Annotated in this window: 24 protein-coding genes and 2 pseudogenes; 17 read left to right on the top strand and 9 right to left on the bottom strand. The window is 64.2% G+C overall.

All coding sequences use genetic code 11. The features are described from left to right. Nucleotides 1-3 precede the first annotated feature (3 nt). The 4 genes from P4U43_RS04865 to P4U43_RS04850 all read right to left on the bottom strand — a co-directional run bounded on the left by P4U43_RS04865 (nt 4) and on the right by P4U43_RS04850 (nt 5,420). The gene (locus tag P4U43_RS04865) at nt 4-735 is read right to left on the bottom strand and encodes a hypothetical protein (RefSeq protein WP_277357714.1); all 732 of its coding nucleotides are present in this window, start codon (nt 733-735) and stop codon (nt 4-6) included. Beyond that, nucleotides 732-2,018, bottom strand: coding sequence for a serine/threonine-protein kinase (locus P4U43_RS04860; RefSeq protein ID WP_277357713.1), 1,287 nt, complete (start codon nt 2,016-2,018; stop codon nt 732-734). Before P4U43_RS04860 ends, P4U43_RS04865 begins: the two co-directional genes overlap by 4 nt. 154 nt (nt 2,019-2,172) lie before the next feature. Continuing rightward, the gene (locus P4U43_RS04855; protein ID WP_277357712.1) at nt 2,173-4,341 is read right to left on the bottom strand and encodes a S9 family peptidase; all 2,169 of its coding nucleotides are present in this window, start codon (nt 4,339-4,341) and stop codon (nt 2,173-2,175) included. A 47-nt stretch (nt 4,342-4,388) separates the two neighbouring features. Beyond that, nucleotides 4,389-5,420, bottom strand: coding sequence for a LacI family DNA-binding transcriptional regulator (locus P4U43_RS04850; RefSeq protein WP_277357711.1), 1,032 nt, complete (start codon nt 5,418-5,420; stop codon nt 4,389-4,391). A 146-nt stretch (nt 5,421-5,566) separates the two neighbouring features. On the opposite strand from P4U43_RS04850, the gene pulA reads away from it, so the two are divergent. From pulA to P4U43_RS04810, 8 genes are all read left to right on the top strand, one after another. Next, nucleotides 5,567-8,635, top strand: coding sequence for a pullulanase-type alpha-1,6-glucosidase (pulA, locus tag P4U43_RS04845; protein ID WP_277357710.1), 3,069 nt, complete (start codon nt 5,567-5,569; stop codon nt 8,633-8,635). A 172-nt stretch (nt 8,636-8,807) separates the two neighbouring features. After that, on the top strand, nt 8,808-9,785 hold the full coding sequence (gene paaA, locus P4U43_RS04840) for a 1,2-phenylacetyl-CoA epoxidase subunit PaaA (RefSeq protein ID WP_277357709.1): 978 nt from the start codon (nt 8,808-8,810) through the stop codon (nt 9,783-9,785). Then, complete coding sequence (gene paaB / locus P4U43_RS04835; protein WP_056543633.1) at nt 9,786-10,139, top strand: 1,2-phenylacetyl-CoA epoxidase subunit PaaB; 354 nt, start codon at nt 9,786-9,788, stop codon at nt 10,137-10,139. Then, nucleotides 10,136-10,960: a 1,2-phenylacetyl-CoA epoxidase subunit PaaC gene (gene paaC / locus P4U43_RS04830; protein WP_277357708.1), complete on the top strand. Its 825-nt coding sequence runs from the start codon at nt 10,136-10,138 to the stop codon at nt 10,958-10,960. The genes paaB and paaC overlap by 4 nt, the downstream gene beginning before the upstream one ends. After that, on the top strand, nt 10,954-11,451 hold the full coding sequence (gene paaD / locus P4U43_RS04825; protein ID WP_277357707.1) for a 1,2-phenylacetyl-CoA epoxidase subunit PaaD: 498 nt from the start codon (nt 10,954-10,956) through the stop codon (nt 11,449-11,451). The genes paaC and paaD overlap by 7 nt, the downstream gene beginning before the upstream one ends. Beyond that, nucleotides 11,451-12,611 (top strand): 1,2-phenylacetyl-CoA epoxidase subunit PaaE, encoded by a 1,161-nt coding sequence (gene paaE / locus P4U43_RS04820; RefSeq protein ID WP_277357706.1) that lies wholly within the window; start codon nt 11,451-11,453, stop codon nt 12,609-12,611. Before paaD ends, paaE begins: the two co-directional genes overlap by 1 nt. Before the next feature lie 27 nt (nt 12,612-12,638). Next, nucleotides 12,639-13,418 (top strand): enoyl-CoA hydratase/isomerase family protein, encoded by a 780-nt coding sequence (locus P4U43_RS04815; RefSeq protein WP_277357705.1) that lies wholly within the window; start codon nt 12,639-12,641, stop codon nt 13,416-13,418. Between the two features lie 68 nt (nt 13,419-13,486). Further along, nucleotides 13,487-14,083 (top strand): nitroreductase family protein, encoded by a 597-nt coding sequence (locus tag P4U43_RS04810; protein WP_277357704.1) that lies wholly within the window; start codon nt 13,487-13,489, stop codon nt 14,081-14,083. 323 nt (nt 14,084-14,406) lie between these two features. On the opposite strand, the gene P4U43_RS04805 is transcribed toward P4U43_RS04810, so the two are convergent. The 3 genes from P4U43_RS04805 to P4U43_RS04795 all read right to left on the bottom strand — a co-directional run bounded on the left by P4U43_RS04805 (nt 14,407) and on the right by P4U43_RS04795 (nt 16,976). Further along, nucleotides 14,407-15,111 (bottom strand): class I SAM-dependent methyltransferase, encoded by a 705-nt coding sequence (locus P4U43_RS04805; RefSeq protein WP_277357703.1) that lies wholly within the window; start codon nt 15,109-15,111, stop codon nt 14,407-14,409. Beyond that, entirely contained in the window at nt 15,108-16,670 is a 1,563-nt protein-coding gene (locus P4U43_RS04800) for an AAA family ATPase (protein ID WP_277357702.1), read from the bottom strand. The genes P4U43_RS04805 and P4U43_RS04800 overlap by 4 nt, the downstream gene beginning before the upstream one ends. A gap of 162 nt (nt 16,671-16,832) precedes the next feature. Continuing rightward, nucleotides 16,833-16,976: a hypothetical protein gene (locus P4U43_RS04795; protein ID WP_277357701.1), complete on the bottom strand. Its 144-nt coding sequence runs from the start codon at nt 16,974-16,976 to the stop codon at nt 16,833-16,835. A 386-nt stretch (nt 16,977-17,362) separates the two neighbouring features. Here P4U43_RS04795 and P4U43_RS04790 point away from each other — a divergent pair, with 386 nt between their 5' ends. Next, the gene (locus tag P4U43_RS04790) at nt 17,363-17,563 is read left to right on the top strand and encodes a helix-hairpin-helix domain-containing protein (RefSeq protein WP_277357700.1); all 201 of its coding nucleotides are present in this window, start codon (nt 17,363-17,365) and stop codon (nt 17,561-17,563) included. Nucleotides 17,564-17,670: 107 nt separating this feature from the next. Here the strand turns inward: P4U43_RS04790 and P4U43_RS04785 are convergent, their stop codons facing one another. Then, nucleotides 17,671-18,114, bottom strand: coding sequence for an Lrp/AsnC family transcriptional regulator (locus P4U43_RS04785; RefSeq protein ID WP_056543672.1), 444 nt, complete (start codon nt 18,112-18,114; stop codon nt 17,671-17,673). 214 nt (nt 18,115-18,328) lie between these two features. Here P4U43_RS04785 and pdhA point away from each other — a divergent pair, with 214 nt between their 5' ends. Genes pdhA through P4U43_RS04765 form a run of 4 tightly spaced genes read left to right on the top strand, consistent with a single transcriptional unit; the run spans nt 18,329 to nt 23,085 of the window. Next, nucleotides 18,329-19,495 carry a pyruvate dehydrogenase (acetyl-transferring) E1 component subunit alpha gene (gene pdhA / locus P4U43_RS04780; RefSeq protein WP_404800702.1) on the top strand — a complete coding sequence of 389 codons (1,167 nt, stop codon included), beginning with the start codon at nt 18,329-18,331 and terminating at the stop codon, nt 19,493-19,495. A gap of 2 nt (nt 19,496-19,497) precedes the next feature. Continuing rightward, entirely contained in the window at nt 19,498-20,571 is a 1,074-nt protein-coding gene (locus P4U43_RS04775; RefSeq protein ID WP_277357699.1) for an alpha-ketoacid dehydrogenase subunit beta, read from the top strand. Continuing rightward, a complete protein-coding gene (locus P4U43_RS04770; protein ID WP_277357698.1) occupies nt 20,568-22,178 on the top strand; it encodes a dihydrolipoamide acetyltransferase family protein in 1,611 nt (536 codons plus the stop codon). The genes P4U43_RS04775 and P4U43_RS04770 overlap by 4 nt, the downstream gene beginning before the upstream one ends. A 40-nt stretch (nt 22,179-22,218) precedes the next feature. Continuing rightward, a complete protein-coding gene (locus tag P4U43_RS04765) occupies nt 22,219-23,085 on the top strand; it encodes an MBL fold metallo-hydrolase (protein WP_277357697.1) in 867 nt (288 codons plus the stop codon). Here the strand turns inward: P4U43_RS04765 and P4U43_RS04760 are convergent. Beyond that, entirely contained in the window at nt 23,020-23,712 is a 693-nt protein-coding gene (locus tag P4U43_RS04760) for a dTMP kinase (RefSeq protein ID WP_277357696.1), read from the bottom strand. The genes P4U43_RS04765 and P4U43_RS04760 overlap by 66 nt on opposite strands. A 180-nt stretch (nt 23,713-23,892) precedes the next feature. Between P4U43_RS04760 and P4U43_RS04755 the strand changes: the two genes are divergently transcribed. The 4 genes and pseudogenes from P4U43_RS04755 to P4U43_RS04740 all read left to right on the top strand — a co-directional run. Beyond that, the gene (locus P4U43_RS04755; protein ID WP_277357695.1) at nt 23,893-24,378 is read left to right on the top strand and encodes a cupredoxin domain-containing protein; all 486 of its coding nucleotides are present in this window, start codon (nt 23,893-23,895) and stop codon (nt 24,376-24,378) included. Continuing rightward, nucleotides 24,371-24,829 carry a hypothetical protein gene (locus P4U43_RS04750; RefSeq protein WP_277357694.1) on the top strand — a complete coding sequence of 153 codons (459 nt, stop codon included), beginning with the start codon at nt 24,371-24,373 and terminating at the stop codon, nt 24,827-24,829. The genes P4U43_RS04755 and P4U43_RS04750 overlap by 8 nt, the downstream gene beginning before the upstream one ends. A gap of 10 nt (nt 24,830-24,839) precedes the next feature. Beyond that, nucleotides 24,840-25,355 (top strand): annotated as a pseudogene (locus P4U43_RS04745) (MFS transporter); the annotation flags it as partial. A 92-nt stretch (nt 25,356-25,447) separates the two neighbouring features. Then, nucleotides 25,448-25,581 (top strand): annotated as a pseudogene (locus P4U43_RS04740) (50S ribosomal protein L9); the annotation flags it as partial.

Genomic DNA, 25,581 nt, shown 5'->3' with positions numbered 1-25,581 from the left:
CGGTCACCCCGGTGGTGCGGGGCTTGCCGGTGGTGCCGGAGTGGTTGGTGGTCCGACGGCGGGTGCGGAGGGGAGCGGAGGTTCAGGCACGGCCGGCCCTGAAGGTTCGGGAGAGGGCGGAGCGGGCGCCGGTGTCGTTGGGGGTGGAGGTTCGACCGGGGCGGGTCCGGTGGGTTCCGGTTCAGGTCCAGGCTCGGGCGGCGGAGCCTGGCTCGGCGCTGGGTCTGGGGGATCGGTCACGGGTGGAGGAGTAGATGCGGGATCCGGCACGGGCTCACGCGACGTATCCGGTTCCGGAACGGGAATCGGAGCGGGAACGGGGACCGGCGCAGGTGGCGGCACCGGACCCGGGGTGGGCTGCGTCGGTTCAAGTTCTGCCTGCTCCGGTGTTGGTGTCGAGGGATCTGTTGGCGTGGCCGGAGTTGAGCTCTCGTTCAAGGTGCGCTCGAAGTACGCCCGGAGATTGGCTATCGCTTCTTCGATCTCCTGCTGTTGTGCAGGCTCGATTGCGCCGATGAAACCAAGCGTTGCCAGCCGCGTACTGAGAGCGTCGAGTGCATCCAGTGCCTCCGCGAAATCGCCGTCAACAGACAATTGCGTGATGTCCAGGACATCGGCCTGTAATTGCCGCGAGGCGGCGGCACCGTAATCGGGAGCGAGACTGCACCCGCCGCTGAAAAGGATCAGGCTCAGCGCCGCCGCTGCAGCGCCCAGGCGGGTTCTTCGGCTCCTCATGGGGTCACGCTTTCCTGTAGTTCTTCCAGCAGCACACCGAGTTCTCCTGTTGCCGGAGGGTAGTTGACCGGCTCGGAACCAGCTCCGGACATAAGAGCGGGTACAAGGATGACTGCTGCAATCAAGAGCATCAGTGCCGCTGCGAGTGCAATCAACGCCCAACGAAGCACCCCAGGCTTTCTTCGTCCCTGCGGAGCTGTGGGGACAGCTGTCGCGGAATTTCCCGGCCCGCCGTCGTCCTCCCGGCCGCCGTCGTCGTCAGGTGCATGCAGCGCTGTCCCGGGCCGCTCCTGCACCGGCTGCGGGTCCTGCCGGATGCGTTCCTGCTGCTCTGTGGGAGGTTCCGATGCTTCCGGCGAGTCCTTGCGGAACCCGCCCATTCCGTCCGCTGTCATGGAGGGTGAACCGAGTGCGCGGGAAACATCCTCCGCGGACGGGCGGGACGCCGGATCCCGGTGCGTCATACCCCTGAGCAGCGGGCTCCAGTGGCTACCCAGATGGGCAGGGATCACCGGGTCTCGGTGAAGGCGCGCTGCGGCTGACGCTGCCGCCGGGCCAGGGAAGGGCGCCTCTCCTGTAAGGCACTCAAGCAGCACCAGGCCGAGAGAGTAGATGTCGCTGGCAGCGGTGGCCCCGAGACCTTCCGCCTGTTCCGGACTGAAGTAGGCGGCGGTACCGACGGATTGCCCCGTCGCAGTCAGATGAGCTTCTTCCACGAGGCGGGCGATGCCGAAATCGGTGAGCTTGGGATGCTCGGCCCGGTGTGGATTGCCGCTGGTGCCGAGGAGAATGTTGGCCGGTTTCACATCGCGGTGGATTACCCGCTGACTATGGATATAGGCCAGAGCCTGGGCCACGCCCCTCCCCATGGCCTGCGTCTCTTCCGCAGTGAGGGGAGCATGGAAGTTGGCCCGGTGAAGATCCTCACCCTTGATCAGCTCCATCACGAGGAAGGTCCGGCGGTGCAGGTCAACCGTGTCAGTGCCGATGTCGAAAACGGTCACCAGATTGCGGTGGTTCAGCCCCGCCAGAATCTGGGCTTCCGCCCGTTGGCGAGCTTCATCCTCGGGGCTGATCGAACCGGTGTGGAACACCTTGATGGCCACATCCCGATCAAGCACTTCATCCCGCGCCTGATGCACCGAGGCCATGCCTCCCTGACCGAGGAGGGCATCCAGCCGATACCGCCCGCCAAGGACCTGGGGTAGGCCGAGGTCGGGTTGGGAGCCTGGGTCTCCCACCGTCGTTGCAGCATGTGCCGATCCGGCACTCTTGCTGTCCATCTGTCAACTATACCGGCGCCGGGCTGTTCTGGCCCGGCGCCGGGAACCAGCGGCCCGGACGACGGGCCGAGCTCCTCCCACGCCTGAAGTTTCCATACAGAGTGTTCGGAGCCCCGGCACCGAAGTATCGCAGCAGCGCTGGAAATTCGGGAGGCTATCCTGTGGCGCTCGCTCCTGAAAGCACCCGGGTGGCACCCAACGCGTCAGCGACAAAAGCGTAATCCCACGCGACATCCTTCCATTGTTCATACCGCCCGCTCGCACCGCCGTGGCCGCCGTCCATCTCGGTCTTGAGGACAATCGGTTCACTTCCGGTGGTTTCCTCTCGCAGCCTCGCCACCCATTTGGCCGGCTCCACGTACAGCACGCGGGTGTCGTTGAAACTCGTCACTGCGGCGATGCGCGGGTACTCGGCTGCGCGGATGTTCTCGTACGGGGTGTATTCCTTCATGTACCGGTAGACCTCGGGGTCCGTGATGGGGTTGCCCCATTCCTCCCATTCCAGGGCAGAGAGTGGAAGTTCCGGATCCAGAATGGTGGTCAGGGCGTCCACAAACGGCACCTGCGCCACAATTGCGCGGTACTTCTCGGGAGCCAGGTTGGCGACGGCGCCCATCAGGAGCCCGCCGGCGGAGCCGCCGATAGCGGCAATCCTGCTCGGGTCCACCCAACCGGAGCCGGCCAGGTGCGTGGTGGCATCGACGAAGTCCGTGAAGGTGTTCTTCTTCTCGAGCTTCTTCCCCTTCTCATACCAGGTGCGCCCCATCTCTCCGCCACCACGGATATGTGCGACGACGAAGATCACTCCGCGGTCCAGCAGCGACAGGCGCGAGATAGAAAAAGCCGGATCCATGCTGATTTCATAGCTGCCGTAGGCGTAGACAACGGCGGGGTTGCTTCCGTCCTGCTGCAGATCCCGGCGCCGAAGGACGGAGAGCGGGATCTGCGTGCCGTCCGCCGCCGTCGCCCACTGGCGTTCGGCGACGTAGTCCTCCGAGCGGTATCCGCCGCGCACCTCCGTCTCCTTAAGCAGGGTGAGTACACCGCCGTCGAGCAGGTAGTCATAGACGCGCGGTGGAGTGAAGTAGGAGGCGTAGGAAAGCCGGATCACAGGGGACTCGAACTCGGCACCTGCCAGGTTGCAGGTGTAGAGCGCCTCGTCGAAGGCAGGCTCGAGCGGCACCGGCTGCGCAGGCGTGCCGAGGCCCACCCGGGGCAGGATCTGCACGCGCATGGTGGTGTCCTTGCGAACCGAAACCAGGACGTGCGTAGCGGTGACGGTGGCACCGTGGACGCGGACGGCGTCGTCGTGCTCGATCACCGGCAACCACTCCTGCTCGGCCAGCGGGCGCTGGAACTGCTCGGCGTCCACGAGGCTGACCATCGAGTTCTTCGCGCCGAGATCATGCGTAAGCAGGTAGTGCAGACGGCCCTCGATCCGCAGCGGCTCCGGCTCGTAGAGGACGCGGTCAGAGCGCGGAATCAGCGTGGTGAGACCGGCCTCCTGATTCTCAAGGTCCAGCACCCGGTACTCGCTGTACTCGGAGCAGCCGATGCCGATGAGCAGCTGGGTGCGGTCCGCGGAGAGGTCGAAGCCCGTCCACATGGCGACGTCGTCCTCCTGGTACACCAGCTCGTCCTGTTCGACGGCGGTGCCAAGCCGGTGCGATTTCACCTGGTAGGGGCGCCAGCTGTCATCAACGACGGTGTAAAACACCTGGGATCCGTCCGGTGAGAACGCAAGACCGTAGAAGATGTTGGGGATCTCGTCGGGCAGGAGCTGGCCGGTGGACAGGTCCTTGATGCGCAGGGTGAAACGCTCATCCCCGGCGTTGTCCACGCTAAAGGCCAACAGGTTCCCGTCCTCGCTGACGGTGAGGCCGCCCAGTGAGAAGAAGGGCTTGCCTTCCGCCTCTGCGTTGCTGTCGATGAGGACCTGTTCGCCCTCGACTGGTTGGCCGGCGACCACCTCAGGGGGCGTCCAATCCCGGGCGACGTCCCCGGTGTCCGATGCCCGTACCCGGCAGTGAATGCTGTACTGCTTTCCCTCTTCGGTACGGGAGTAGTACCACCAGTCCTTCTTGCGGGCGGGGACGGACAGATCGGTTTCCTGCGTGCGGTTCTTGATCTCGCTGAAGATGTCCTGGCGAAGCTGTTCCTGCCCGGCGGTGACTGCCTCGGTGTAGCCGTTCTCGTCCTTGAGATGGTCAACCACTTCGGGGTTGTCCTTGGCTCGCATCCACTCGTAGGGGTCAATCACGGTGTCCCCATGGTGGGTGCGTTCGGTGGGGACTTTCTTGGCAACGGGAGGGGTGAGAGTCATGGCTCCATCCTGCCAGAGGTAGGCCGTCCTGCCTGAGAGCGGGCAACTCAGCCGGGAGCGGCCGTGGTGGATCCCCGGACAATCAGGTCGGACTCGAACAGAACCTCGCTGCGACTGCTGCGTTCACCGGAGAGTTCCGTGAGCAGCGCCTGGACGGCGGCTTCGGCCATCGCTGAGACGGGTTGCCGCAGCGTGGTCAACGGCGGGTCGGTGAAGGCCATCAGGGGCGAGTCATCGAACCCGACAATGGACACGTCCTCGGGCACGCGGAGCCCCCGCGAGCGTGCGGCGCGGATGGCGCCAAGAGCCATGACGTCGGAGGCGCAGACAATGCCGGTGTGGCCGGAATCCAGAAGCTCGACGGCGGCGCTGTGGCCGCCCTCGATGCTGAACATAGTGACGGCGGTGTGTTCGGCGGGATCGATCTGGTCGAGGTGCTGTTCCAGGCCGACGCGGAATCCTTCCGCCTTCCGGCGACTGGGGATGAAGTGTTCCGGGCCTGTGGCGAAACCGATGTGCCGGTGCCCCAACGAGGCAAGGTGACGGACGGCGGTCTGGACGGCGATGGAATCGTCATTCGCGATGGCCGGGGCGTCAATTTCCGGCCGTGTTCCATTGACCAGCACAAAGGGGATGCCGCGCGCACGCAGCCGTTGATATCGCTCAACGCTTGCACGGCCGTCCGCATGGGCAGCGCACACGAAGATCAGGCCGCGTGCGCCCTGATCCAGGAGAAGGGACACGTACTCATCCTCGGGAACGCCGCCGCCTGGCAGTGTGCAGAGTGCGGGAATGTAGTCATTGGGAGCAACCAGAGCGCTGATCGCGCCGGCGAAGGCAGGAAAAATCGGGTTGACCAGGTCAGGCACCACAATGCCGATCTGCCCCTTGGCCCTGCCGGACAGGCGGTCGGGCCGCTCATAACCGAGGTCATCCATGGCCGTCAGTACAGCCTGGCGCGTCTCCCTCGAGGCCCCGCTCCGCCCGTTCAGCACCCGCGAAACCGTGGGCACGCTCACTCCGGCATGGCGTGCTACATCCTCCAGCCGGGGCTTTTCTGTCTGGGGAGGAAGGGTCACTGTTCCATCGTATCCGGCTGATACGGACCGCTGAAAAGTTTCATGAAAGTTTCAGTAAGCTCTTGACCGGCCAGCGACGCCTTCCTAGGGTGAGAAGCGCCTACTACCAAGATCGGACGTGCACTGGAGCGCGTCGAGGAGGATCCATGTCCAACGCACCATCCGTTTATCCAGGCCGACGGCGCGCAGCCGGGCTGGCCGCCGGTGTCCTCGCTGTACCGCTGCTCGTCAGTCTGGTGCCTGTTCCGGCGCTCGCCGATCACAGCGCTCTGCCGGCGTCCGTCACCCTCGTGGGCTCACTGCAGTCCGAGCTCGGCTGCCCCGGCGACTGGCAGCCCGAGTGCACGGCGACGGCACTGAACGAAGTCGAAGGCTCGCCCGGCACCTACAGCGCCACCTTTGACCTCCCCGCAGGGGATTACGCTTACAAAACGGCCCTCAATGGCACCTGGGCCGAGAACTACGGCGACGGCGGTGCGGCAGGAGGTGCCGATATCGCCCTGACGTCCCAGGGAGGGCAGATCACCTTCACCTACAACCACAGCACCCATGTGATTACCAGTGATGTTCCGGCCTCGCTGGTCTCCGGCGCCGCAGCCCACTGGCTTGCGCCCAGCGTCCTGGCGTGGGACCTTGCGGACGCCCCGGAGGGCTCCTCTTACCGCCTTTACTACGCGCCCGACGGCGGGTTGGAAGTGGTTGACGGCGCGGTTCCGAATGGGAATTACGTTGACCTGCAACGCAGTTCTGACTCGCTCGGCGCCGAGCTGGCCGCCACGTCTCCGCACCTGGCATCCTTCGACACTCTGGCCCTTCCGAAGAAGGCCGCGCGCCAGGCAAAAGACCTGCTCAAGGGCGAGCTGCTTGTTGTGCAGGTCGGTGCCGACGGAACGGTCCTGCAGGCCACCGGCGTGCAGGTTCCCCGCGTACTGGACGCCCTCTACCCGAAAGCCCTCAAGCGCACACTCGGTCTGAGCTGGAAGGGCCCGCGCCCGCGCTTCGACCTGTGGGCGCCGACAGCCCGCCAGGTGAGCCTCCACGTGTACCGCGAGGGGTCCGGCGGCGAGGCCCTGGCCACAGTTCCCCTGAAAGAAGGGCACGACGGCGTGTGGTCGCTTCTCGGCGAGAAGGACTGGAAAGACGCTTATTACCTCTACGAAGTGGAGGTCTACGTGCCGGAAACGGGGGCAGTGGAGCGCAACCTCGTCACCGACCCCTACAGCGTAGGCCTGTCTACTAATTCCGAGCGCAGCCTGATCGTTGACCTGGACGATCCGGCACTGGCGCCGTCCGGCTGGAAGTCGCTCGAGAAGCCAGCCCTTGCACAGCCCGAAGACCTTTCACTGTATGAACTGCACGTCCGGGATTTCTCGATTTCCGACACCACAGTGCCTGCCGAGCGCCGTGGGACGTACGCAGCCTTTGCCGAAACGGGCAGCGACGGAATGAAGCGGCTTGCGGACCTGGCGGATGCCGGGCTGAACGCCGTGCACCTCCTGCCGGTGAATGACATCGGAACGATTGAGGAGCGCCGCGACGTCCAAGCCGAGCCGCAATGTGATCTGGAGAGCTTCGCTCCTGACAGCGAGGAACAGCAGGCCTGTGTCTCTGCCGTCGCGGGCAAGGACGGCTTCAACTGGGGCTATGACCCGCTGCATTACACGACACCGGAAGGCTCTTACTCCACCAACCCTGAGGACTCCACCCGCATCCGCGAATTCCGCGACATGGTGGTGGGCCTGAACACCACGGGCCTGAGGGTGATTCAGGACGTGGTCTACAACCACACCGCCGGCGCCGGCCAGACCTCGACCAACAACCTGGACCGGATCGTGCCCGGGTATTACCACCGGTTGAACCCGACCAGCGGCGGCGTCGAGACCTCGACCTGCTGCCCAAATACGGCAACCGAGAACGCCATGATGGGCAAGCTCATGGTGGACTCCATTGTGACCCTCGCGCGCACCTACAAGCTGGACGGCTTCCGGTTTGACCTGATGGGTCACCACAGCAAGCAGAACATGCTCGACGTTCGCGCGGCGCTCGACGAGCTGACGCTGAAGAAAGACGGCGTCGACGGCAAAAGCATCTATGTCTACGGCGAAGGCTGGAACTTCGGCGAGGTGGCCAACAACGCGCGGTTCGAGCAGGCCACCCAGCTGAACATGGCGGGCACGGGCATCGGCACCTTCAATGACAGGCTGCGTGACGCCGTGCGCGGCGGCGGACCGTTCGATGAGGACCCCCGCGTGCAGGGCTTCGGCTCCGGTCTCTGGACCCAGCCCAACGGCGCGGAGGTCAATGGCACGCCAGAGGAGCAGCGCGCACGCCTGCTGCTCAGCCAGGACCAGATCAAGGTGGGGTTGACCGGAAACCTGCGGGACTACACCTTCATCGATCGCACCGGAGCGGAAGTGACCGGCGCCGACGTCGACTACAACGGCAGCCCCGCGGGCTACACCGCCGATCCGCAGGAAGCGATCACCTACGTCGAGGCCCACGACAACGAGACCCTGTTCGACAGCCTCGCCTTCAAGCTGGCGCCAGGAACATCGATGGCCGACCGCATCCGGTTCCAGACCCTCTCGCTCAGCACTACGGCCTTCGGTCAGGGCATTTCCTTCTGGCACGCCGGGGGAGAGGCCCTGCGCAGCAAGTCGCTGGATCGCAACAGCTATGACTCCGGTGACTGGTTCAACCTCCTGGACCACACCGGCACGGACAACGGCTTCGCCCGTGGACTGCCGCCGCGTGCGGATAACGCGGACAAGTACGAATTCATGAAGCCGCTGCTGGCGGATCCCGCGCTCAAGCCCGCGCCGGCGGAAATTGCAACGGCTCGCGAGCAGGCTCTGTCCCTCCTCGAAATCCGCAAGAGCACGCCGCTGTTCCATCTGGGTACGGGCGACCTGGTTCAGCAGAAGGTGTCGTTCCCCACCGGCGGCCCTGGCCAGACTCCGGGCGTGATCGTGATGCACATTGACGACACCACCGGACCGGACGTGGATAGCGAGCGGACCGGCGTCGTCGTCGTTTTCAATGCGTCTGACACTGCCGCAACCCAGACGGTTCCGGGGGCGGAAGGGCAGTCCTTCGGGCTGCATCCGGTCCAGCGCAGCGGCTCGGATGATGTGGTGAAGGCTGCGTCCTTCGACCCCGCGACGGGCAGCTTCACCGTCCCGCCGCTCACGGTGGCGGTGTTCGAGGCGAAGTAGCAACCAGGCAGGGAAAGGGCCGGAACAGCAGAGCGTGCTGTTCCGGCCCTTCGTGCGTCCCGGGACCGCACCGGTGTTGACTCTGAACTCACCTCGCCGATATCCTGAACGAACGGTCGGTAATTATTTCGGGCTGGCACTTGGGCCGGCCTCGCACAGTGAGGTGACCATCATGACAACCGCGACTGACGCTCCGCAGGACCTGACAGCGGAGCAGGAACAGTTCGACAGGCTGATCGCCGAGGACTCCCGTATTGAGCCCCGTGACTGGATGCCCGAGGCTTACCGCAAGACCCTCACCCGCCAGATCTCCCAGCACGCGCATTCCGAAATCATCGGCATGCAGCCGGAGGCCAACTGGATCACGCGCGCGCCGAGCCTCAAGCGCAAGGCCATTCTGATGGCTAAGGTCCAGGACGAAGCCGGGCACGGCCTGTACCTGTACTCAGCGGCGGAGACTCTCGGAACAACTCGCGATTCGATGATGGCTGACCTCATCGCCGGCAAGGCCCGCTACTCCAGCATCTTCAACTACCCCGCGCGCACCTGGGCTGACATGGGTGCCATCGGCTGGCTGGTCGACGGCGCTGCTATCGCCAACCAGGTGCCGCTCTGCCGTGCGTCGTACGGTCCGTACGGGCGTGCCATGGTCCGCATCTGCAAGGAAGAGTCCTTCCACCAGCGCCAGGGATTCGAGATTCTGCTGGAACTCGCCAACGGAACCGAAGCACAGAAGCAGATGGCGCAGGATGCCGTGAACCGCTGGTACGCGCCGAGCCTCATGATGTTCGGTCCGCCGGATGAGGATTCACCGAACTCGCAGCAGTCCATGGCCTGGAACATCAAGAGGTTCTCCAACGATGAACTGCGCTCGCGCTTTGTGGGCATGATCGTCGAGCAGATCAAGACCCTCGGCCTGACCCTCCCGGATGACCAGATCAATTACAACGAGGCCACCGGCAAGTGGGAGCATGGCCCGCTGGACTGGAATGAGTTCAAGGAAGTCCTCGCCGGCCGCGGACCGTGCAACGCCCAGCGCCTCGAGCGGCGTCGCGAAGCGCACGACGACGGCGCCTGGGTCCGTGAGGCCGCGGCGGCTTACGCTGCAAAGCAAGCCGCGAAGCATTCTGAAATGAAAGAGGCGGCATAAATGGTCGGCGGATCAACAACGGGCGACGACGGCTCCAAGGCTCCCAGCGCGGAGCAGCCGGGTCATCCGGCGGCCGAACCGTGGCCGCTATGGGAAGTATTCGTCCGGTCCTCACGCGGTCTCAGCCACGTGCATGCCGGCTCGCTGCACGCCCCTGATGCTGACATGGCCGTCCGCAACGCCCGCGATCTGTACACCAGGCGCAACGAGGGTGTGAGCCTATGGGTAGTACCGGCGTCGTCAATCATTTCCAGCGATCCGGACGCCAAGGGGCAGTTCTTCGAGTCGCCGCAGGGCAAGGACTACCGGCATGCCACCTACTACACCAAGAGCGAAGGGGTGAAGCACCTGTGAGCGAGTCGAATGCGAGCGCCACGCGCATCACTCCGGGTAACGCGCTCCGGCCGGAGGACATTGCGGCGTCAGACGTCAAGCCGAGCGAAGCCGTGGGGGAGTACGCGCTGCGCCTGGGTGATGACGCCCTGATTCTTGCGCAGCGTCTGGGCTGGTGGATTTCCCGCGCACCGGAGCTCGAGGAGGACGTGGCGCTGGGCAATATTGCGCTGGACCAGATTGGGCATGCGCGCTCTTTCCTCGCCTACGCCGGGCATGCCTGGGGCAAGACGGAGGATGATCTCGCGTACTTCCGCGGCGAGGACGAGTTCCGCTCGTGCCACCTCGTGGAGCAGCCCAACGGCGATTTCGCGCGGACCATTGCGCGGCAGCTGGTGATTTCGCAATATCAGTTCACCCTGTACGCCCGGTTGATGAATTCCACCGATGCCACCCTTGCTGCCATCGCGGCCAAGGCCGTGAAGGAAGTTGATTACCACCGGGACCACGCCCGTCAATGGGTGCTGCGCCTGGCGCTGGGCACGGAGGAATCCCGCCGTCGCATCGTCGAGGGGATCCTTCTTACGTGGCCGTACGTGGGCGAGCTCTTCGAGGATGATGATCTTGTGACCGGCCTCGACGGCGTCGCGGTGCGTCCTTCGGACCTCCGCCCGGCCTTCGATACAGACATTGAGTCTCTCTTCGCCGAAGCCGAGCTTGAGGTGCCTGCTGTCCCCTTCGCCGTTGGCGGCGGGCGCTACGGGCGCCACAGCGAACACCTCGGGTACATCCTTGCCGAAATGCAGGTCCTGGCCCGCGAACATCCGGGAGCGACATGGTGACCACAATACTTACCCTTGAGCAGACTGTCTGGGACATCGCCGCAACAGTGGCCGATCCCGAGATTCCTGTGCTCACCATTGAGGATCTCGGTGTTCTTCGCGCGGTGAACATCGACAACGACGGCGCCATCACCGTCACCGTTACCCCCACCTACTCGGGGTGCCCGGCCATGGACGCCATCCGCGACGACATCATCACCGCACTCGCGGTGCAGGGCCACACCAACGTGCGGGTCAACCTGGTGCTGTCTCCGGCCTGGACCACGGATTGGATGAGCGCGGCGGGCAAGGCGAAGCTCGAGGAGTACGGCGTTGCGCCGCCCACGGGGAAGGCCGCCGCAGGCAAAGTCAGCATAGGCCTGAGCGTGAAATGCCCGCAGTGCTCATCACTGAACACCCGTGAGCTCACCCGTTTCGGCTCCACCTCCTGTAAGGCGCTCTACGTCTGCCAGGACTGCCGGGAGCCCTTCGACTACTTCAAGGTCCACTAATGGCAGTGAAACTGGCTCCGTCCACCAAGCGGAGAACCGCCTTCCACGAACTGACGGTCGCCGAAGTCCGCAGGCTCACCGAGGATGCCATTGAAGTGACCTTTGCCGTTCCGGAGGAACTGGCCGGCCGGTTTGACTACGTGCCCGGGCAGTACGTAGCGCTGCGAACCACGATGGACATCGACGGGGAACCGAAAGAGGTTCGGCGAAGCTATTCCATCTGCGCCGAGCCGCAGCCGGGGGAGATCCGCGTTGCCATCAAGAAGGATCTCGGCGGTACCTTCTCCACCTGGGCCAACGAATTCCTCAAAGCCGGCGACAAGCTGGACGTGATGAGCCCCATGGGCCAGTTCATCTCGAAGCATCCCATGGCGGGGCTGAACGATCCCGAGAGCATTGACACCACCACCGAGCACTCCTTCGTAGCGGTGGCCGCCGGCTCGGGGATCACGCCGGTCATCGCCATTGCGCGCTCGGTGCTCGCCGCCAGCCCTGCAACCCGGTTCGACCTCATCTACGCCAACAAGGCCGCGATGGACGTCATGTTCCTCGAGGAACTCGCGGACCTGAAGGACCGGTACCCCGCGCGGTTCGCGCTGCACCATGTTCTTTCCCGCGAACAGCGCATTTCCCCGCTGTTGAGCGGGCGGATCGACGCCGAAAAGCTGCAGACCATGCTGACCAGCGTCATCCGCACCGAAGAGGTGGACGAGTGGTTCCTGTGCGGTCCCTTCGAACTCGTCCAACTGTGCCGCGACACCCTCGCCGAGCGCGGCGTCGCCCCGGAGAAGATACGGTTCGAGCTGTTCACCACCGGCGAGCCGACCAAACCCGAGGGCCAGATCGGCCGGCCGGTGAAGGACGACGGCAACGCCGATTCCTACTCCATCAACTTCAACCTTGATGGCCTGCAGGGCACAGTCTCCAGCCCCACCCATGCACGCGAGTCCATCCTCAACGCGGCGCTTCGCGTCCGACCTGATGTGCCGTTCGCCTGCGCCGGGGGAGTCTGCGGCACCTGTCGCGCCAAGGTGGTCAGCGGAACCGTGGACATGGAGGAGAACTACGCGCTGGAGCCGGACGAACTGGCGAACGGCTACGTGCTGACGTGCCAGTCGAGGCCAACCAGCCCCGAAGTCACCGTCGACTACGACGCCTGACCCCCATCACAGAAGAGGAGCGGTCGCTTGATCGACCTGACCATTGACGGCAACGTCGCCGAGATAGTCCTGGACGCGCCAGAGAAGCTGAACTCCCTCAACGAGGAGGGGCTGTCTGAACTGTCAAAAGCGTACGACGACGCCGCCTCCGCTGCCGCGGAAGGCCGGGTCCGCGCGCTGCTGCTGCGGGGCGAAGGAAGGGCTTTCTGCGCCGGGCGCGATATTTCGCAGGTAACCCCCGAAACCGACGACGCCGTTGCCTACCTGGACGGGCTGGTCACCCCGCTGCTCAAGAAGATGGCGGCCTTTCCCGCTCCTACTTTCGCCGCCGCACACGGCGCCTGTCTCGGGGTAGGACTGGGTCTGTTGATCGCAACGGACGTGGTGTACGTTGCCGACTCAGCGAAGATCGGGTCCCCGTTCGCCAAACTGGGTGCAACGCTGGACTCGGGCGGGCATTGGCTGTTCACTGAACGGCTCGGCGCGCACCGCACGCTCGACCTCATTTATACAGCCGATCTGATGAGTGGTGCGGACTCCGTCGCTTCCGGACTCTTCAGTAGGGCTTTTCCGGCGGAGGAGCTGTTACCGTCAACGAGGTCCACGGTGGAGCGGGTTGCCCAGGGCGCTACGGGTGCATTCCGCGCGTCGAAGGAACTGGTCGCATCCATTCGTGACCGGAGGCTTGGCTTGTGGGAGTCGGTTGCTGACGAGAACACCGTCCAGGGTGAGCTTTGCAGCAGCCCGGACTACGCCGAAGGATTCCGGGCATTCCAGGAGAAAAGGGCGCCCATTTTCAAGGGGTGACGGCGGCAGGAGTCCTATGTCACAGCCGATTCTGGAATCTCGCCGGAATCCAACTGGTTGTCGCAAGCATGACCTCGACAACACTCGATTCCACCGTCCGCAACGCAGAGACCAGTGTCCCGCTGGTTCCACTGCTCGACGAGCGCTGGAGCCCGCGTTCGTTTGATCCTACAGCCACCCTCACGGACGAGCAGCTCACTGCGCTGCTTGAAGCAGCACGCTGGGCGCCGTCCGCGGCGAACAGCCAGCCCCGCCGCTTTGTTGTGGGCCGCCGCGGGAGCACCACATTCGATGCGATTGTCAAGGCACTCATGGGATTCAACGCCGCGTGGGCAGGAAACTCGTCAGCGCTGATTGTAGCTATTGCGGAGACCTCCACAGTCGAAGGCGAGCCGCGGCAGTGGGCAGAGTATGACCTGGGGCAGTCGGTGGCACACCTCTCGGTTCAGGCACATCATGAGGGTCTTCACACCCACCAGATGGCGGGCGTCGACTGGGACCAGATCACCGCGGCCTTTGATCTGGCGGACAATCTGAAGCCGGTCACCGTGACCGCCGTCGGAGTTGTGGATGAGGCAGAAAAGCTGGTCGATGCGCTTGCTGAGCGTGAGACGGCTCCGCGCACGCGCTTGTCGCTGGACGAACTGGTTCTGGTCCGCGACTGAACGCGAATTCGATACGCTAAAGCAACCAGTTATGCAACGGTTTGAACTCAATACTGCGTAATCTGCGGTGAAGAGCCGACATTTGTCTTTTCGTGGCATTTACTGGGACAGGTGGCCGGAGCAGTCTGCCGGGGGGCCTCATGGGGGATGGTGACATTCAGAACGGGATGTCACCTCCAGTACGGCGGACGTCCGGTCACTACTTTCCTCGTCGTAGTGACTCCAGGATCCAGTCTCTACCTCGGGCTAGCCTAGGCGAAGCTGGTCCAACAACTCCAGTTCCTCGGATCGGCTCAATCCGGACCTGCGTTCACGCTCTTGCGTCAGCCGGCTTCGAGGACAAAGAAGATGAAGGACAAGAACGCCGTCTTCTCGCCGTCAAGGATGCGTTGCGGAAGGAGTTCGCGCGGGGTTTCTGGAGATGGCGCTGGCTCGCTGACGGTGACTATGCGGTATCCCGCCGATGTAAAGGCGTTGATCATGGCGTGGAGTGGTCGATGCCAGAAGGTCAGGACCGCGGGCTCGCCATCGAATTCGTAGTCCTCCGAGTACTGCCGGATAGCGAAGTAGTCCTCGTCGGGTTGGTTGATCAGGCTGACTGTGGGGTGGTTCACCGACAGGATCAGGCGGCCCCCGGGCTTCAGCACCCGCCGCACTTCGGCAAGGGGTCCTGACCAGTCCTCGAGATAGTGCAGCACCAAGGACGAGACGACGTCGTCGAACGAGTCATCGGCGAAGGGGAGCGACTTGCCGAGATCTGCCAGGCACAGGTTCGCCGTCGCGCCCAGACGCTGTCGCGCCAGTTCGAGCATCGCGGGGCTGGAATCAAAGCCGGTCATGATGGCGCCCTTCGCCTTCAGAGCGGCGGCCAGTGGCCCAGAGCCGCACCCTGCGTCAAGGACCCGGTGGCCGTCGACGTCGCCGGCGAGGGCGAGCATCGCCGGCCGCTCGTAGTATGCGTTGAGAAGGCTGGACTCGTTCTCCGCCGAATAGCTGTCAGCAAAAGCGTCATACAGATCGGCTTTCACGAATCCTCGCTCTCGCGTTCGACGTCATCAGGTTGTGGATGCTGAGCGTCCGATACATTTTGGTGATCGTCAAAAGTCACGGACATGGTTGAGCTATACGCCGGCGCATAGGACCCGGAATAGTGCTCGGCATGAGGGCGATACCCGAAGGACGGGCTGGCATCTTCCGCCGGCCCGTCTGTTCCCCGTTGAGAGTTGCTACCCAGCAGGCTCCGGGTGAGGGCGGCACCGTCGGCCATCAACTCATTCACCGCGACTAGCAGGTGATCGTCGCTCAAGGGAGTCGCATCAGAAGCTGCAGCAAGCACGGCACGGCGAACGAGTTCCTTCGTGAAAGAGGCCGTCGTTCCCTCCGTTCCTACCGCTGCCGCGTGGACAGCTTCGGGACTGAACGCTTGCCGCGGTGCGTAAAGCCTCAACAGGGCGGCGCGTTCACCCTCATCCGGAAGCGGAATCTCGACAGCGAGGTCCACCCGGCCGGGACGCTGCGCAAGGGCGCGTTCGAGCATGACCACACGATTGGTCGTAAGCACGAACGTGACGTCCGCGTCATCATCGAGGCCGTCCATGGCGTCCAGCACTTCAAAGAGTAGAGGTTGCGGGCCATGGCCGAAGCTGCGGTCTTCCGCAATGAGGTCACAATCTTCAAGCACCACGATGGACGGTTGAAGAGCTCGTGCCATCCGGGCTGCTTCACCCACATGGGCGAGCGTGCCTCCGGACAAGATGATGGCCGTTGTTCCCGGGCTGGCGCCCAATAAGTAACGAACTGTGTGTGTTTTGCCCGTGCCGGGTGGGCCGTACAGCAGAATCCCGCGCTTGAGATGTTGTCCAGCTGCGACAAGTTCGTTCTTGTGGGCGGCAATTCCGAGGGCATGCTCGCTGATCCTGGCAAGGAGACCGTCAGGTAACACGATCTGGTTCCTGGTCAGATCCGGCCGCCGGTGGAATGTGACGCCCGCGCTACTAGGACCGAACTCCTCGACGGTGAAGGAGAGTATTTGTCCTTTGAGGATGCTTTCGCGCTGCATACGGCGCCGAAATACGGCGAGGAAGTCGGCTGTGACCGCCGCATCCGCACAGAGCACTTCCATTGAAGCGAACTGCCGACCATATCGGGGTTCCGCCTTGCGCTGCAGGAGTGCGATTGGTTCGCCGTTGTGGTGAAAGAGGCGCAGACCGAGCGCAACAGTTTGTCGTTGCTCGTCAGGACCGACTGGCAGATTGGCGTAGTCGGGCTGCGAGAGCGGAAAGTTGGGATACATGTCGGACTGCTGGACCATGTCGCTCAAGGACATATGGTGCCTCTGGTCACCGCCGCCGATGCCAGTCAGCGTGCTGTTCTCGCCCACGAGCGAGGCGAGAATTATATCCGCGTCGACCAACCGGTGAACAGGCACTTCCTCAACAACCAGCGGAAGGGACGATGGCGGAGCGCCGAGGTGGGCAGCCAAGGCATTGACCAGTTCCCGACCACGTTCCGAGGTAGGTTGTGCCGACTGCACAAGCCTGACCATCGCACCGAAATCACGGACGAACTTCGCCGTATTATCCCCCATGCAAGGAGGCTAGCAGCCCCCGTCAAGAAGCCACTCGGGTGGCCCCACAAGAAGTGGGAGGTGAATCCAGCGGGTCCGTCCGTGTATTTATCGGCTTGCGCCGCTCATCCAGTTCTGAGTGTTCTGCTAAACGCGGTTCATGGAGCGACAAGAGGAGGACCGTTATTCCTCGGGGTGGTTGAGCGGTGGAGAATCAACGTCGTTGGTCTCGCGCTCTTCTCCATCTCGATCGTTGTGGATGCGCTTCAGGGAGACTCCCTCCACGTAAGACGGTACAGGAGGGTCTTTTTCTTCATCACTTGTCATGTCCAAATCCTATGGACCACAGATCCCGCTTGGCGGCAAGAATGCACTCGCATCGGCGGCATTCCTAGGTAGCCCCGAAACGTCGTACCCGGCGGCCCGCAGAATCGCTCAGCGTTCGAGCACTGTGCTTCGGTCCTGATGAGTCCGCTGCCTTTCGGTAGTCTGTAGCGAACGTCTCAGTCTTGTGTTTGGGGGAAGTCAGTGCAGGTTGGTGGGATCGATTTCGTTATCGTCATGCGTCGACCAAGGGGCTAAAGAGTAGTCAGCGCACGCCCTTGCTTGGTCATTGTGTGCGGACGACGCCGGTGTTGCAGTGACCTCGGCGCTGAACGGTTACCGCTAAATTGCGCCACTCCTGCATCCCGACCACAAGTGAAGGAGACGGTATGACCGACAACAGCGGTGCTTCCCGCGACCGGGGCCCGACATTCGACGGATTAAAAATCGGTCGGGCAGCAACCGGCGCCCTCATCGACGCTGGCTACGACTCGCTGCCGGACCTACCCGCCAACCTCGATGAGTTAAGTGACATCCACGGAGTCGGCCCAAAGGCCCTGAAGCTATTGATGGATGCACGCAATCTGTAACCGGCGGGATGTCTGCCAGGGCAATTCCCCGTCCAAAGGCCCCCATGAGGACCACGCTCAATAAACCAATAAGACCGTCCTCGGAATTCCTCCTCCGCCGGGCACTCCTAACGCGTATCCATGTCCTCAAACACCAAGAAGGTCTGGGTATCCAGCACGCCGGGCATGGACTGCAGCTGATCGAAAATGACCCGCCGAAGATCCACATTGTCTTCAGCGCGAACCAGCAGGATGACGTCGAAATCGCCGCCCACCAGCGCAATGTGATGCACCTCCGGAATGGCACGCAGCTGCTCCCTGAGCTCCCGCCACGAATGCTGGCGCACCTTCAACGTTACATAAGCCGAAGACCGGAGCCCCGCCTTGATCGGGTCGATCAGTGCAGTGAACTTCGTCAGCACGCCGCTTTCTGTCAGCCGCGCAATCCGGGAATACGCGTGCGCCCGGGAGATGTGAACGTTCTCGGCCACCGCCGTGACTGAGAGCCGGCCGTCGCGGGTGAGCTCGGCGAGGATCTTCCGGTCCACTTCATCGAGCGGCTGTTCCGCCATCTGTCTACACCCTTGTTAGTTATCCAGCTCACATTGTCGATATGTCTGCAGAATCAGCCACAGAACGACTATTCTTCCACGATATTGCCGGATTGTGGATACGAATCGGATGGCAAACGCATAATTGAGCAACAGATACAGTTCCTCAGCCATGGGCCGAGGATGCCAAGGCAGCGAAGCCGTCCCTCCCAGTGGAACGGCTGAGGGAGGCAGTATGACCATTTCAACCGGCAACTCCGCCAACAACCAGTTCGGCGAGTCAATGAAGCCCACCGGTCGCAGCAGTGACCAGGGCCCTACGGCGGAGGAATACATGCTCCCGTCCGCCCAGCCGGTCCAGCTCGTGGACCCCAGCGGCGAGCACATTCACAATGACCGCTACCCCCTGCCCGACGGCGAAGCTCTCCTCAGCGCCTACGAGAAGCTGGTCGTCGGCCGCCGCATCAACGATCAGGCCAACGCACTGGTCCGGCAGGGCCGGATGGCTGTCTACCCCTCATCGCACGGGCAGGAGGCCTGCCAGGTGGCTGCCGCCGTCGTGCTTGAAAAGGATGACTGGCTCTTCCCGACCTACCGGGACACCGTTGCTGTCATCACGCGCGGCGTGGATCCCCTTGGCGTGTTGACGCTCCTGAGGGGCGACTGGCATTCCGGATATGACCCCTACGAGTACAAGACCGCCACCCAGGCAACGCCGCTGGCTACCCAGCTGCTCCACGCCGTCGGCGTGGCCCACGCGGCCAAGCTGCGCGGTGAAAACACCGTGGTGCTGGCCCTGTGCGGTGACGGCGCCACCAGCGAGGGTGACTTCCACGAGGCCCTGAACTTCGCAGCCGTGTTCCACGTGCCGGTGGTCTTCCTGGTCCAGAACAACGAGTACGCCATCTCGGTTCCGCTGAAGCACCAGACCGTGGCGCCGTCGCTGGCGCACAAGGCGATCGGCTACGGCATGCCCGGCGAACGCGTGGACGGCAATGACCTCGCTGCCATGCTGTCCGTGCTGGGCAAGGCAGTTGACCGAGCGCGCGACGGCGGTGGCCCGGCACTCGTCGAAGCCCACACCTACCGCATGCAGGCGCACACCAACGCTGACGATCCGTCGCGGTACCGGGCCCAGTCCGACGTCGACGAGTGGGTTCCAAAAGACCCGATCACCCGCATGCGCACCTACCTGGGCAACCTGAACCTCCTCACCGCAGAAGAGGAGCAGCGTATCGCCGGGGCGGCCGAAGAGACGGCCAGCACCCTGCGGGACGGGCTCAACTCCGAGCCGGAGATCAACCCGGCAGACCTTTTCGAGTACGTCTACACCGAGAAAACGAGCCAACTGCGCGAACAGGCCGCACTCCTGGCCGACGAACTCTCACGGGAAGGTGCCTAGCCATGACTGACACCGCAGTTCGATCCGGTTCGGCCGAAAAGGCAGCCGGAACCACGAAGACGGGGCTCCAGCCGCTTACCTTCGCCAAGGCGCTGAACACAGCCTTGGCCGACGCCATGGAGGCCGACCCCTCCGTCGTCATCTTCGGCGAAGACGTCGGCCCGCTCGGCGGCGTCTTCCGGATCACGGATGGACTCACCGCCCGCTTCGGTGAGGAACGCTGCTTCGATACGCCGCTGGCGGAGTCGGGCATCATGGGCATGGCGGTCGGCATGGCGATGAACGGGATGACTCCCGTCGTCGAAATGCAGTTCGACGCCTTCGCTTACCCCGCCTTTGAGCAGGTGGTCAGTCACGTCGCGAAAATGCCCAACAGGACCAAGGGCAAGGTGAAGCTGCCGCTGGTCATGCGCATCCCTTACGCAGGCGGCATTGGGGGAGTGGAGCACCACTGCGACTCCTCGGAGTCCTACTACGTGCACACGCCCGGGCTGACCGTTCTGGCCCCCGCCACCGTGCGCGATGCCTATCTGATGCTCCGCGACGCCATCCGCTTCCCCGATCCCGTGGTCTTCCTCGAGCCGAAAAAGCTCTACTGGACCAAGGAGACGCTGGACCTGGACGAACTTCGCAAGGAAGCCGACGACGCCGCCACCGCCGGTTCCACGGTGGGCCGCGCCGTGGTTGCCCGCTCCGGAACAGATGCCACCCTTATTGCCTATGGCCCCTCCGTGCCGACGGCCTTGGCCGCCGCTGAAGCGGCTGCGGTCGAAGGGCGCAGCCTGGAAGTCATCGACGTGCGCTCGCTCGTGCCGTTCGATGACGAGACCGTCACCGCCAGCGTGCGGAAGACGGGACGCGCCGTCGTCATCGCGGAAGCACCGGGGTTCGCCTCGGTCGCCGCGGAGATCGTTGCCCGTGTGCAGGAGCGCTGCTTCAACTCACTGGCTGCCCCCGTGCGGCGTGTGACCGGGTTCGACATTCCGTACCCCGCACCCAAGCTCGAGCACTTCTTCCTGCCAAGCGTTGACCGGATCCTCGACACCGTGGATGAACTGCAGTGGGAGGACGCATGAGCGCCATGACAACGAGCCCCTCGGTGAAGGTGTTCCTGCTGCCTGACCTCGGTGAGGGCCTGACCGAAGCCGAACTGGTGAACTGGCTCGTGGCCGAGGGGGACACCGTCTCCGTCGACCAACCGGTGGCCGAAGTGGAGACGGCGAAATCCATGGTGGAGGTACCCTCTCCGTTCGCTGGCGTCGTTGCCCAGTTGCACGGTGAAGCCGGGACCACCATCAACGTTGGCGCTCCCCTGATCTCGGTGCGGCCCGACGGCGCAGCGGCCGAGACAGTGGCTGCCACAGCAGCTTCCACGGGTAACCCTGACGCTGAGGCGTACCGCGAGGAGGAACGAGCCGGGGTCAGCGTGCCTACGGACGCGGAGGTCGCCGCAGCGCCGGACGCCGCGGAATCAGCTGCAGAGTCGGGTGAAGGTTCGGGCAATGTCCTGATCGGCTACGGCACCCCCAGAACCGGTACCGGAGGCCGGACCCGGCGTCGCAGGGGCGACGCCGGTTCAGCCGCGGTCTCAACCTCCGCTGCGGCAGCGGAGGCGCCGGCGAGCATGGAAGCGCCGGAGACCGCTGAAGTGCCGGCAACGCAGACGCAGGACTCACCTGTGGCAGCGTCCGAGCAGCGTGCAGTGCTGTGCATCTCGCCGCTGGTCCGCAAGCTTGCGCGGGATGCCGGCCTCACTCTGTCCTCTGTCGAGGGTACGGGCGTGGACGGCATGGTCCTGCGCCGGGACGTCGAGCGCGCTTTGCAGGCTTCCGCCGGCACGTCCGGCGAAAAGCAGGAGTCCCTGCCGAGCAGCAGCAAGCAGAGCACCAGCAGGAATCAAAGCACCAGCAGGAATCAAACCACCAGTAACCAGCAAAGCACCGCTGGGGGAGTGGACCAGGATCGCCGCAGTGGTCTGCAAATCGCTGAGCGCATCCCCGTCCGGGGCGTCCGCAAGGCGGTAGCCGAGGCCATGACCCGCAGTCGGCGCGAGATCCCGGAAGCAACGGTCTGGGTGGACGTCGATGCCAGCGCGCTGCTTGACCTGCGCACCGAGCTCAAGCGCAGGCAGCCGGATGCAACGCCCGGCCTGCTGGCATTTGTCGCACGGTTCGCACTGGCCGGGCTCGCCCGGTACCCGGAACTGAATACGCGCATCGTCGAGCGTGAGGACGGTAGCTCGGAGATCCTGAAGTTTGACGGCGTGAACCTCGGTATCGCCGCGCAGACCGACCGCGGGCTTCTGGTTCCCGCGGTTCAGCGGGCCGACCGGATGAGCGCACGGGAACTGGATGCGGAGATCCGGCGTCTTGCCGCCGTCGCACGCGAGGGCAAGGCGACACCCGCGGAACTCACCTCAGGTACGTTCACGCTGAACAACTACGGTGTGTTCGGCGTGGACGGCAGTGCAGCGATCATCAACCACCCGGAGGCCGCGATCCTCGGGCTGGGACGGATCATTGACCGGCCGTGGGTCGTCAACGGCGAGCTCGCCGTCCGGAAGGTGACCGAGCTGACGCTGACCTTTGACCACCGTGTCTGCGACGGTGGTGTGGCCGGAGGCTTCCTGCGCTACGTTGCCGACGCAATAGAGAACCCGGGCGGCGTCCTCGCGGACCTCTGACGATTACGCTTAGCGGACAGCCGCCACCAGAGAGGAACCCATGTCCGAGCGAGAAGACGAACAGTCCCACCCCTGGACCCAGTTGGGAGACCGCGTGTGGATGCTTCGGACCGATCCTTTCGGCCTGAACACCGGACTGGTTGTGGGAACGGACCGGGCGCTCGTGATAGACACCGGGGCGGGGCCGGAACAAGCAGCCCGGATCCTCGACGCTGTGCGTGGGCTGACTGACCTGCCGCTATGCGTGGTCAACACCCATTCGCACTTCGACCACGTGTTCGGCAACGCGTATTTTGCCGCCCACGGCGCTGAGGATTTCTGGGCAACTGACCGGTGCGCCGCAGTCGTTCGCGAGAGCGGCGAGGAACAGCGTGCGGAAGTTGGCAAGACAGAGCCGGCGATGGCCGAGAACCGCGGTGATCACACGGCTATCCACCCGGCCGACAGGCACGTTTCGGGATCGCCGGTGGATCTGGACCTCGGCGGTATCTCGGTCACCCTGTTCCACCTGGGCTTCGGTCACACGGACAACGACCTTCTGGTCGGCGCCGGCAACGTGCTGTTCACCGGTGATCTGGTCGAGGAGGGTGCAGACCCCGGCTTTGAGGATTCCTTCCCGGCGGAGTGGATCCGCACGCTGGGCAAGATCACGGCGCTCGATGACCTGTATGACGTCTTTGTCCCCGGTCATGGTGCTCCGGTGGACGTCGACTTTGTGGCCACGCAGCTGAACAAGATGCGCAGCGCGGTCCGGGTCACGAAGGTGGCCATGGACGAGGCATCGGTGGACATGACCAAGGCCATCCCGATTCTCCCGTACGGCCCCGAGCAGTCGCGGGCGCTACTGACTCGCCTGCGTACCCTCGCGCACTGGAAGTGGCTGGAGCGCCAGGGCAGCAGCAACTGACGACGAACCGCGCGTGCGGAGCCGGGGCTCGATGTGCTTCGCGAGCGCCTCGGCAATCTCTGCCGCGGTCCCGTTCGCATCCACGAGGGCGTAGTCCTCGAACCCGGGCAACTGCCGGTAGGAAGCGTCGAGCGCGGTGAGGAATTCAAAGGTTTCCTCGTCGGTATTCCGCGACGCAACGCGGGCCTGCGCCGTGTTCGGGTCAACGCTGAGGTAAACCACAAGATCGGGCTGCGGCAGAACGCGCAGCAACCAGGGCAGCAGTCGGCCGGCGTCAAGACCCCGCTCCCGCCGCAAGGCCAGCTGGCACTGCAGGTGGCGGTCAAAGAGAACGACACCCCGCCGTCGTCGTGCCTGCAGCGTGGAGCGCAGCACTGCAAGCACGCGGAGGAAACTCTCGACTGCATCCAGGAAGCGGCTTCCTAGCAGGGATTGAGCGGTGTGCGAGTGCCGTGACGCCCAGCGGTCGAGGGTTCGCCGGCCGCCGGGATTGCGAAACAGCGCCGCCTCGATGCCGTCCTCCCGGAGCTTGCGAACAACTGACCGCGCGGCCGTTGTTTTGCCCGCTCCGTCGATCCCCAGCAGGACCACGCGGAGAACCTGTGGATTCCTTGGGAACCGGGTCATTTTCACCTTTCACGGGTGTACTCTCTGTGAACAATCATCGCAAGGGCGGCTGGACGAAGACTGATAGCGCCAGTATCACTCTGTCTCTGCAGTTCATCCGGCTTCCCACAGCGAAGACCAGGTGAGAGGGATGCATGCTCCCGGGGAAGCCGGTGGTGAATCCCGCCGGAATGGAGAGCAATGAAAATCACGCGTAGTGCCCTTGGCCTGGTCCTTGCTGCAGCGCTCATTGGAGTGGCCGGCTGCGGTTCAGGCGGCGAGCCGACCAGTGAGGCGCCGCCGGCCGAGACCAGTAGTGCGGCCGAGCCCACGGCAGAGGAGACAACCGCAGCTGCGGAGCCCAGCGAAGCGGCCTCTGAAGCGCCCAGCGAAGCGGCCTCGGAAGAGCCCACGGAAGAAGCGCCGGCCGAGGAAATCGTCATCACCATCCGCAACTTCGAGTATGAGATGCCCGACTCCGTGCCTGCCGGTGCGGAGATCACGGTAGTCAACGAGGACACCGCACCCCACACGGTGACCACCACCGAGACCGAAGACTTCGACGCCATTGTGCAGGGCGGGGAGACCGTAACCTTCACCGCGCCGTCCGAACCGGGCGAGTACCCCTTCATCTGCACCTACCACCCCAACATGACGGGGACGCTGGTGGTGAGCAGCGATGGCTAACGCGGCAACGCACGGCCGGGTTACCCGCGGGCGCGGACGCTCGGCTCCGCTGCTGATGGTGATCCGCGTGGTCATTGCGCTGGGGTTGGCTGTTGACGCCTACGTGCACTTCATCCTTGCTCCCCAATACCAGCAGGCTTACCCCGACGGCATGGGCGGCGGGACTCTTTTCCGCATCCAAGCCGTGGCGGCCATCCTTGCGGGGCTCTACGTACTGATCCGCGGAAGCCGCCTGTCCTACGCCATCGCCGCGCTGGTTGCGCTCTCGGCCTTCGCCGCCGTCGTGCTGTCCGTCTATATCCAGCTCCCGCAAGTGGGCCCGATTCCGGCCATGTATGAACCGCTGTGGTTTTTCGAGAAGACGCTCAGCGCGGTTGCCGAGGGCATAGCGGGAGTTCTCGCCGTCGTCGGCTTCTTCCTGGTTCCGCGGAAGGACACTGCACTGCGCTAGCGTGTGAACGGTGCCCCAGGAACCGTTCAACCTCCGAAAGATTGCCGTTGGCGCATACGGCCCCTCACTCCTGTACGGCGCGGCAACGGGGTCCATCATCCCGGTCATCGTGCTCTCTGCCACTGAGCTCGGCGCCGATGTGGCGACGGCGGCGCTCATCCTCACGCTCACCGGCATCGGATCGCTGGTCACCAACGTACCTGCGACGCTGATCACCTCCCGGTTTGGGGAGCGGTGGGCGCTGGTAGCGGCGTCGCTCTGGTGCTCGGCGGCGATGATCCTTGCGCTGTCGGCGCCTAACCTGGCCGTATTCGCGGCTGCGATCTTCATGGTCGGTATGGCAGGGGCGGTATTCGGGCTCGCGCGCCAGAGCTACCTCACTGAGGCGGTGCCCGTTCACTTCAGGGCGCGCGCTCTCTCGACCCTCGGTGGAGTGACCCGGATCGGTGTCTTTCTGGGGCCGTTCGCCGGCGCGCTTGCCATGAGTTTTCTGGGGCTCGACGGCGCCTATTGGGTGGGTGCCGGAGCTACCCTCGTTGCCGCTGTCCTCAGCTTCCAGGTTCCCGAGTTGGGTGGTCCGCGCGCGTCCCTCGGCCAGGGCACGGCGGCTGCGGCTGCGGCGCCCTCCACGAGGTCAAGAACGGTTACGCACGTAACTACCTTCTGCCCCGCGGCTTCGCCCTCACGTGGACCAAGGGCGGCGAGAAGCAGGTGGAGTCCATCAAGGCTGCACGTTCTGCCCGCGAACACGC

The organism is Arthrobacter vasquezii, from assembly GCF_029455255.1.
Lineage (GTDB): Bacteria > Actinomycetota > Actinomycetes > Actinomycetales > Micrococcaceae > Arthrobacter_D > Arthrobacter_D parietis.
This window is presented reverse-complemented; position numbering and strand designations above follow the sequence as displayed.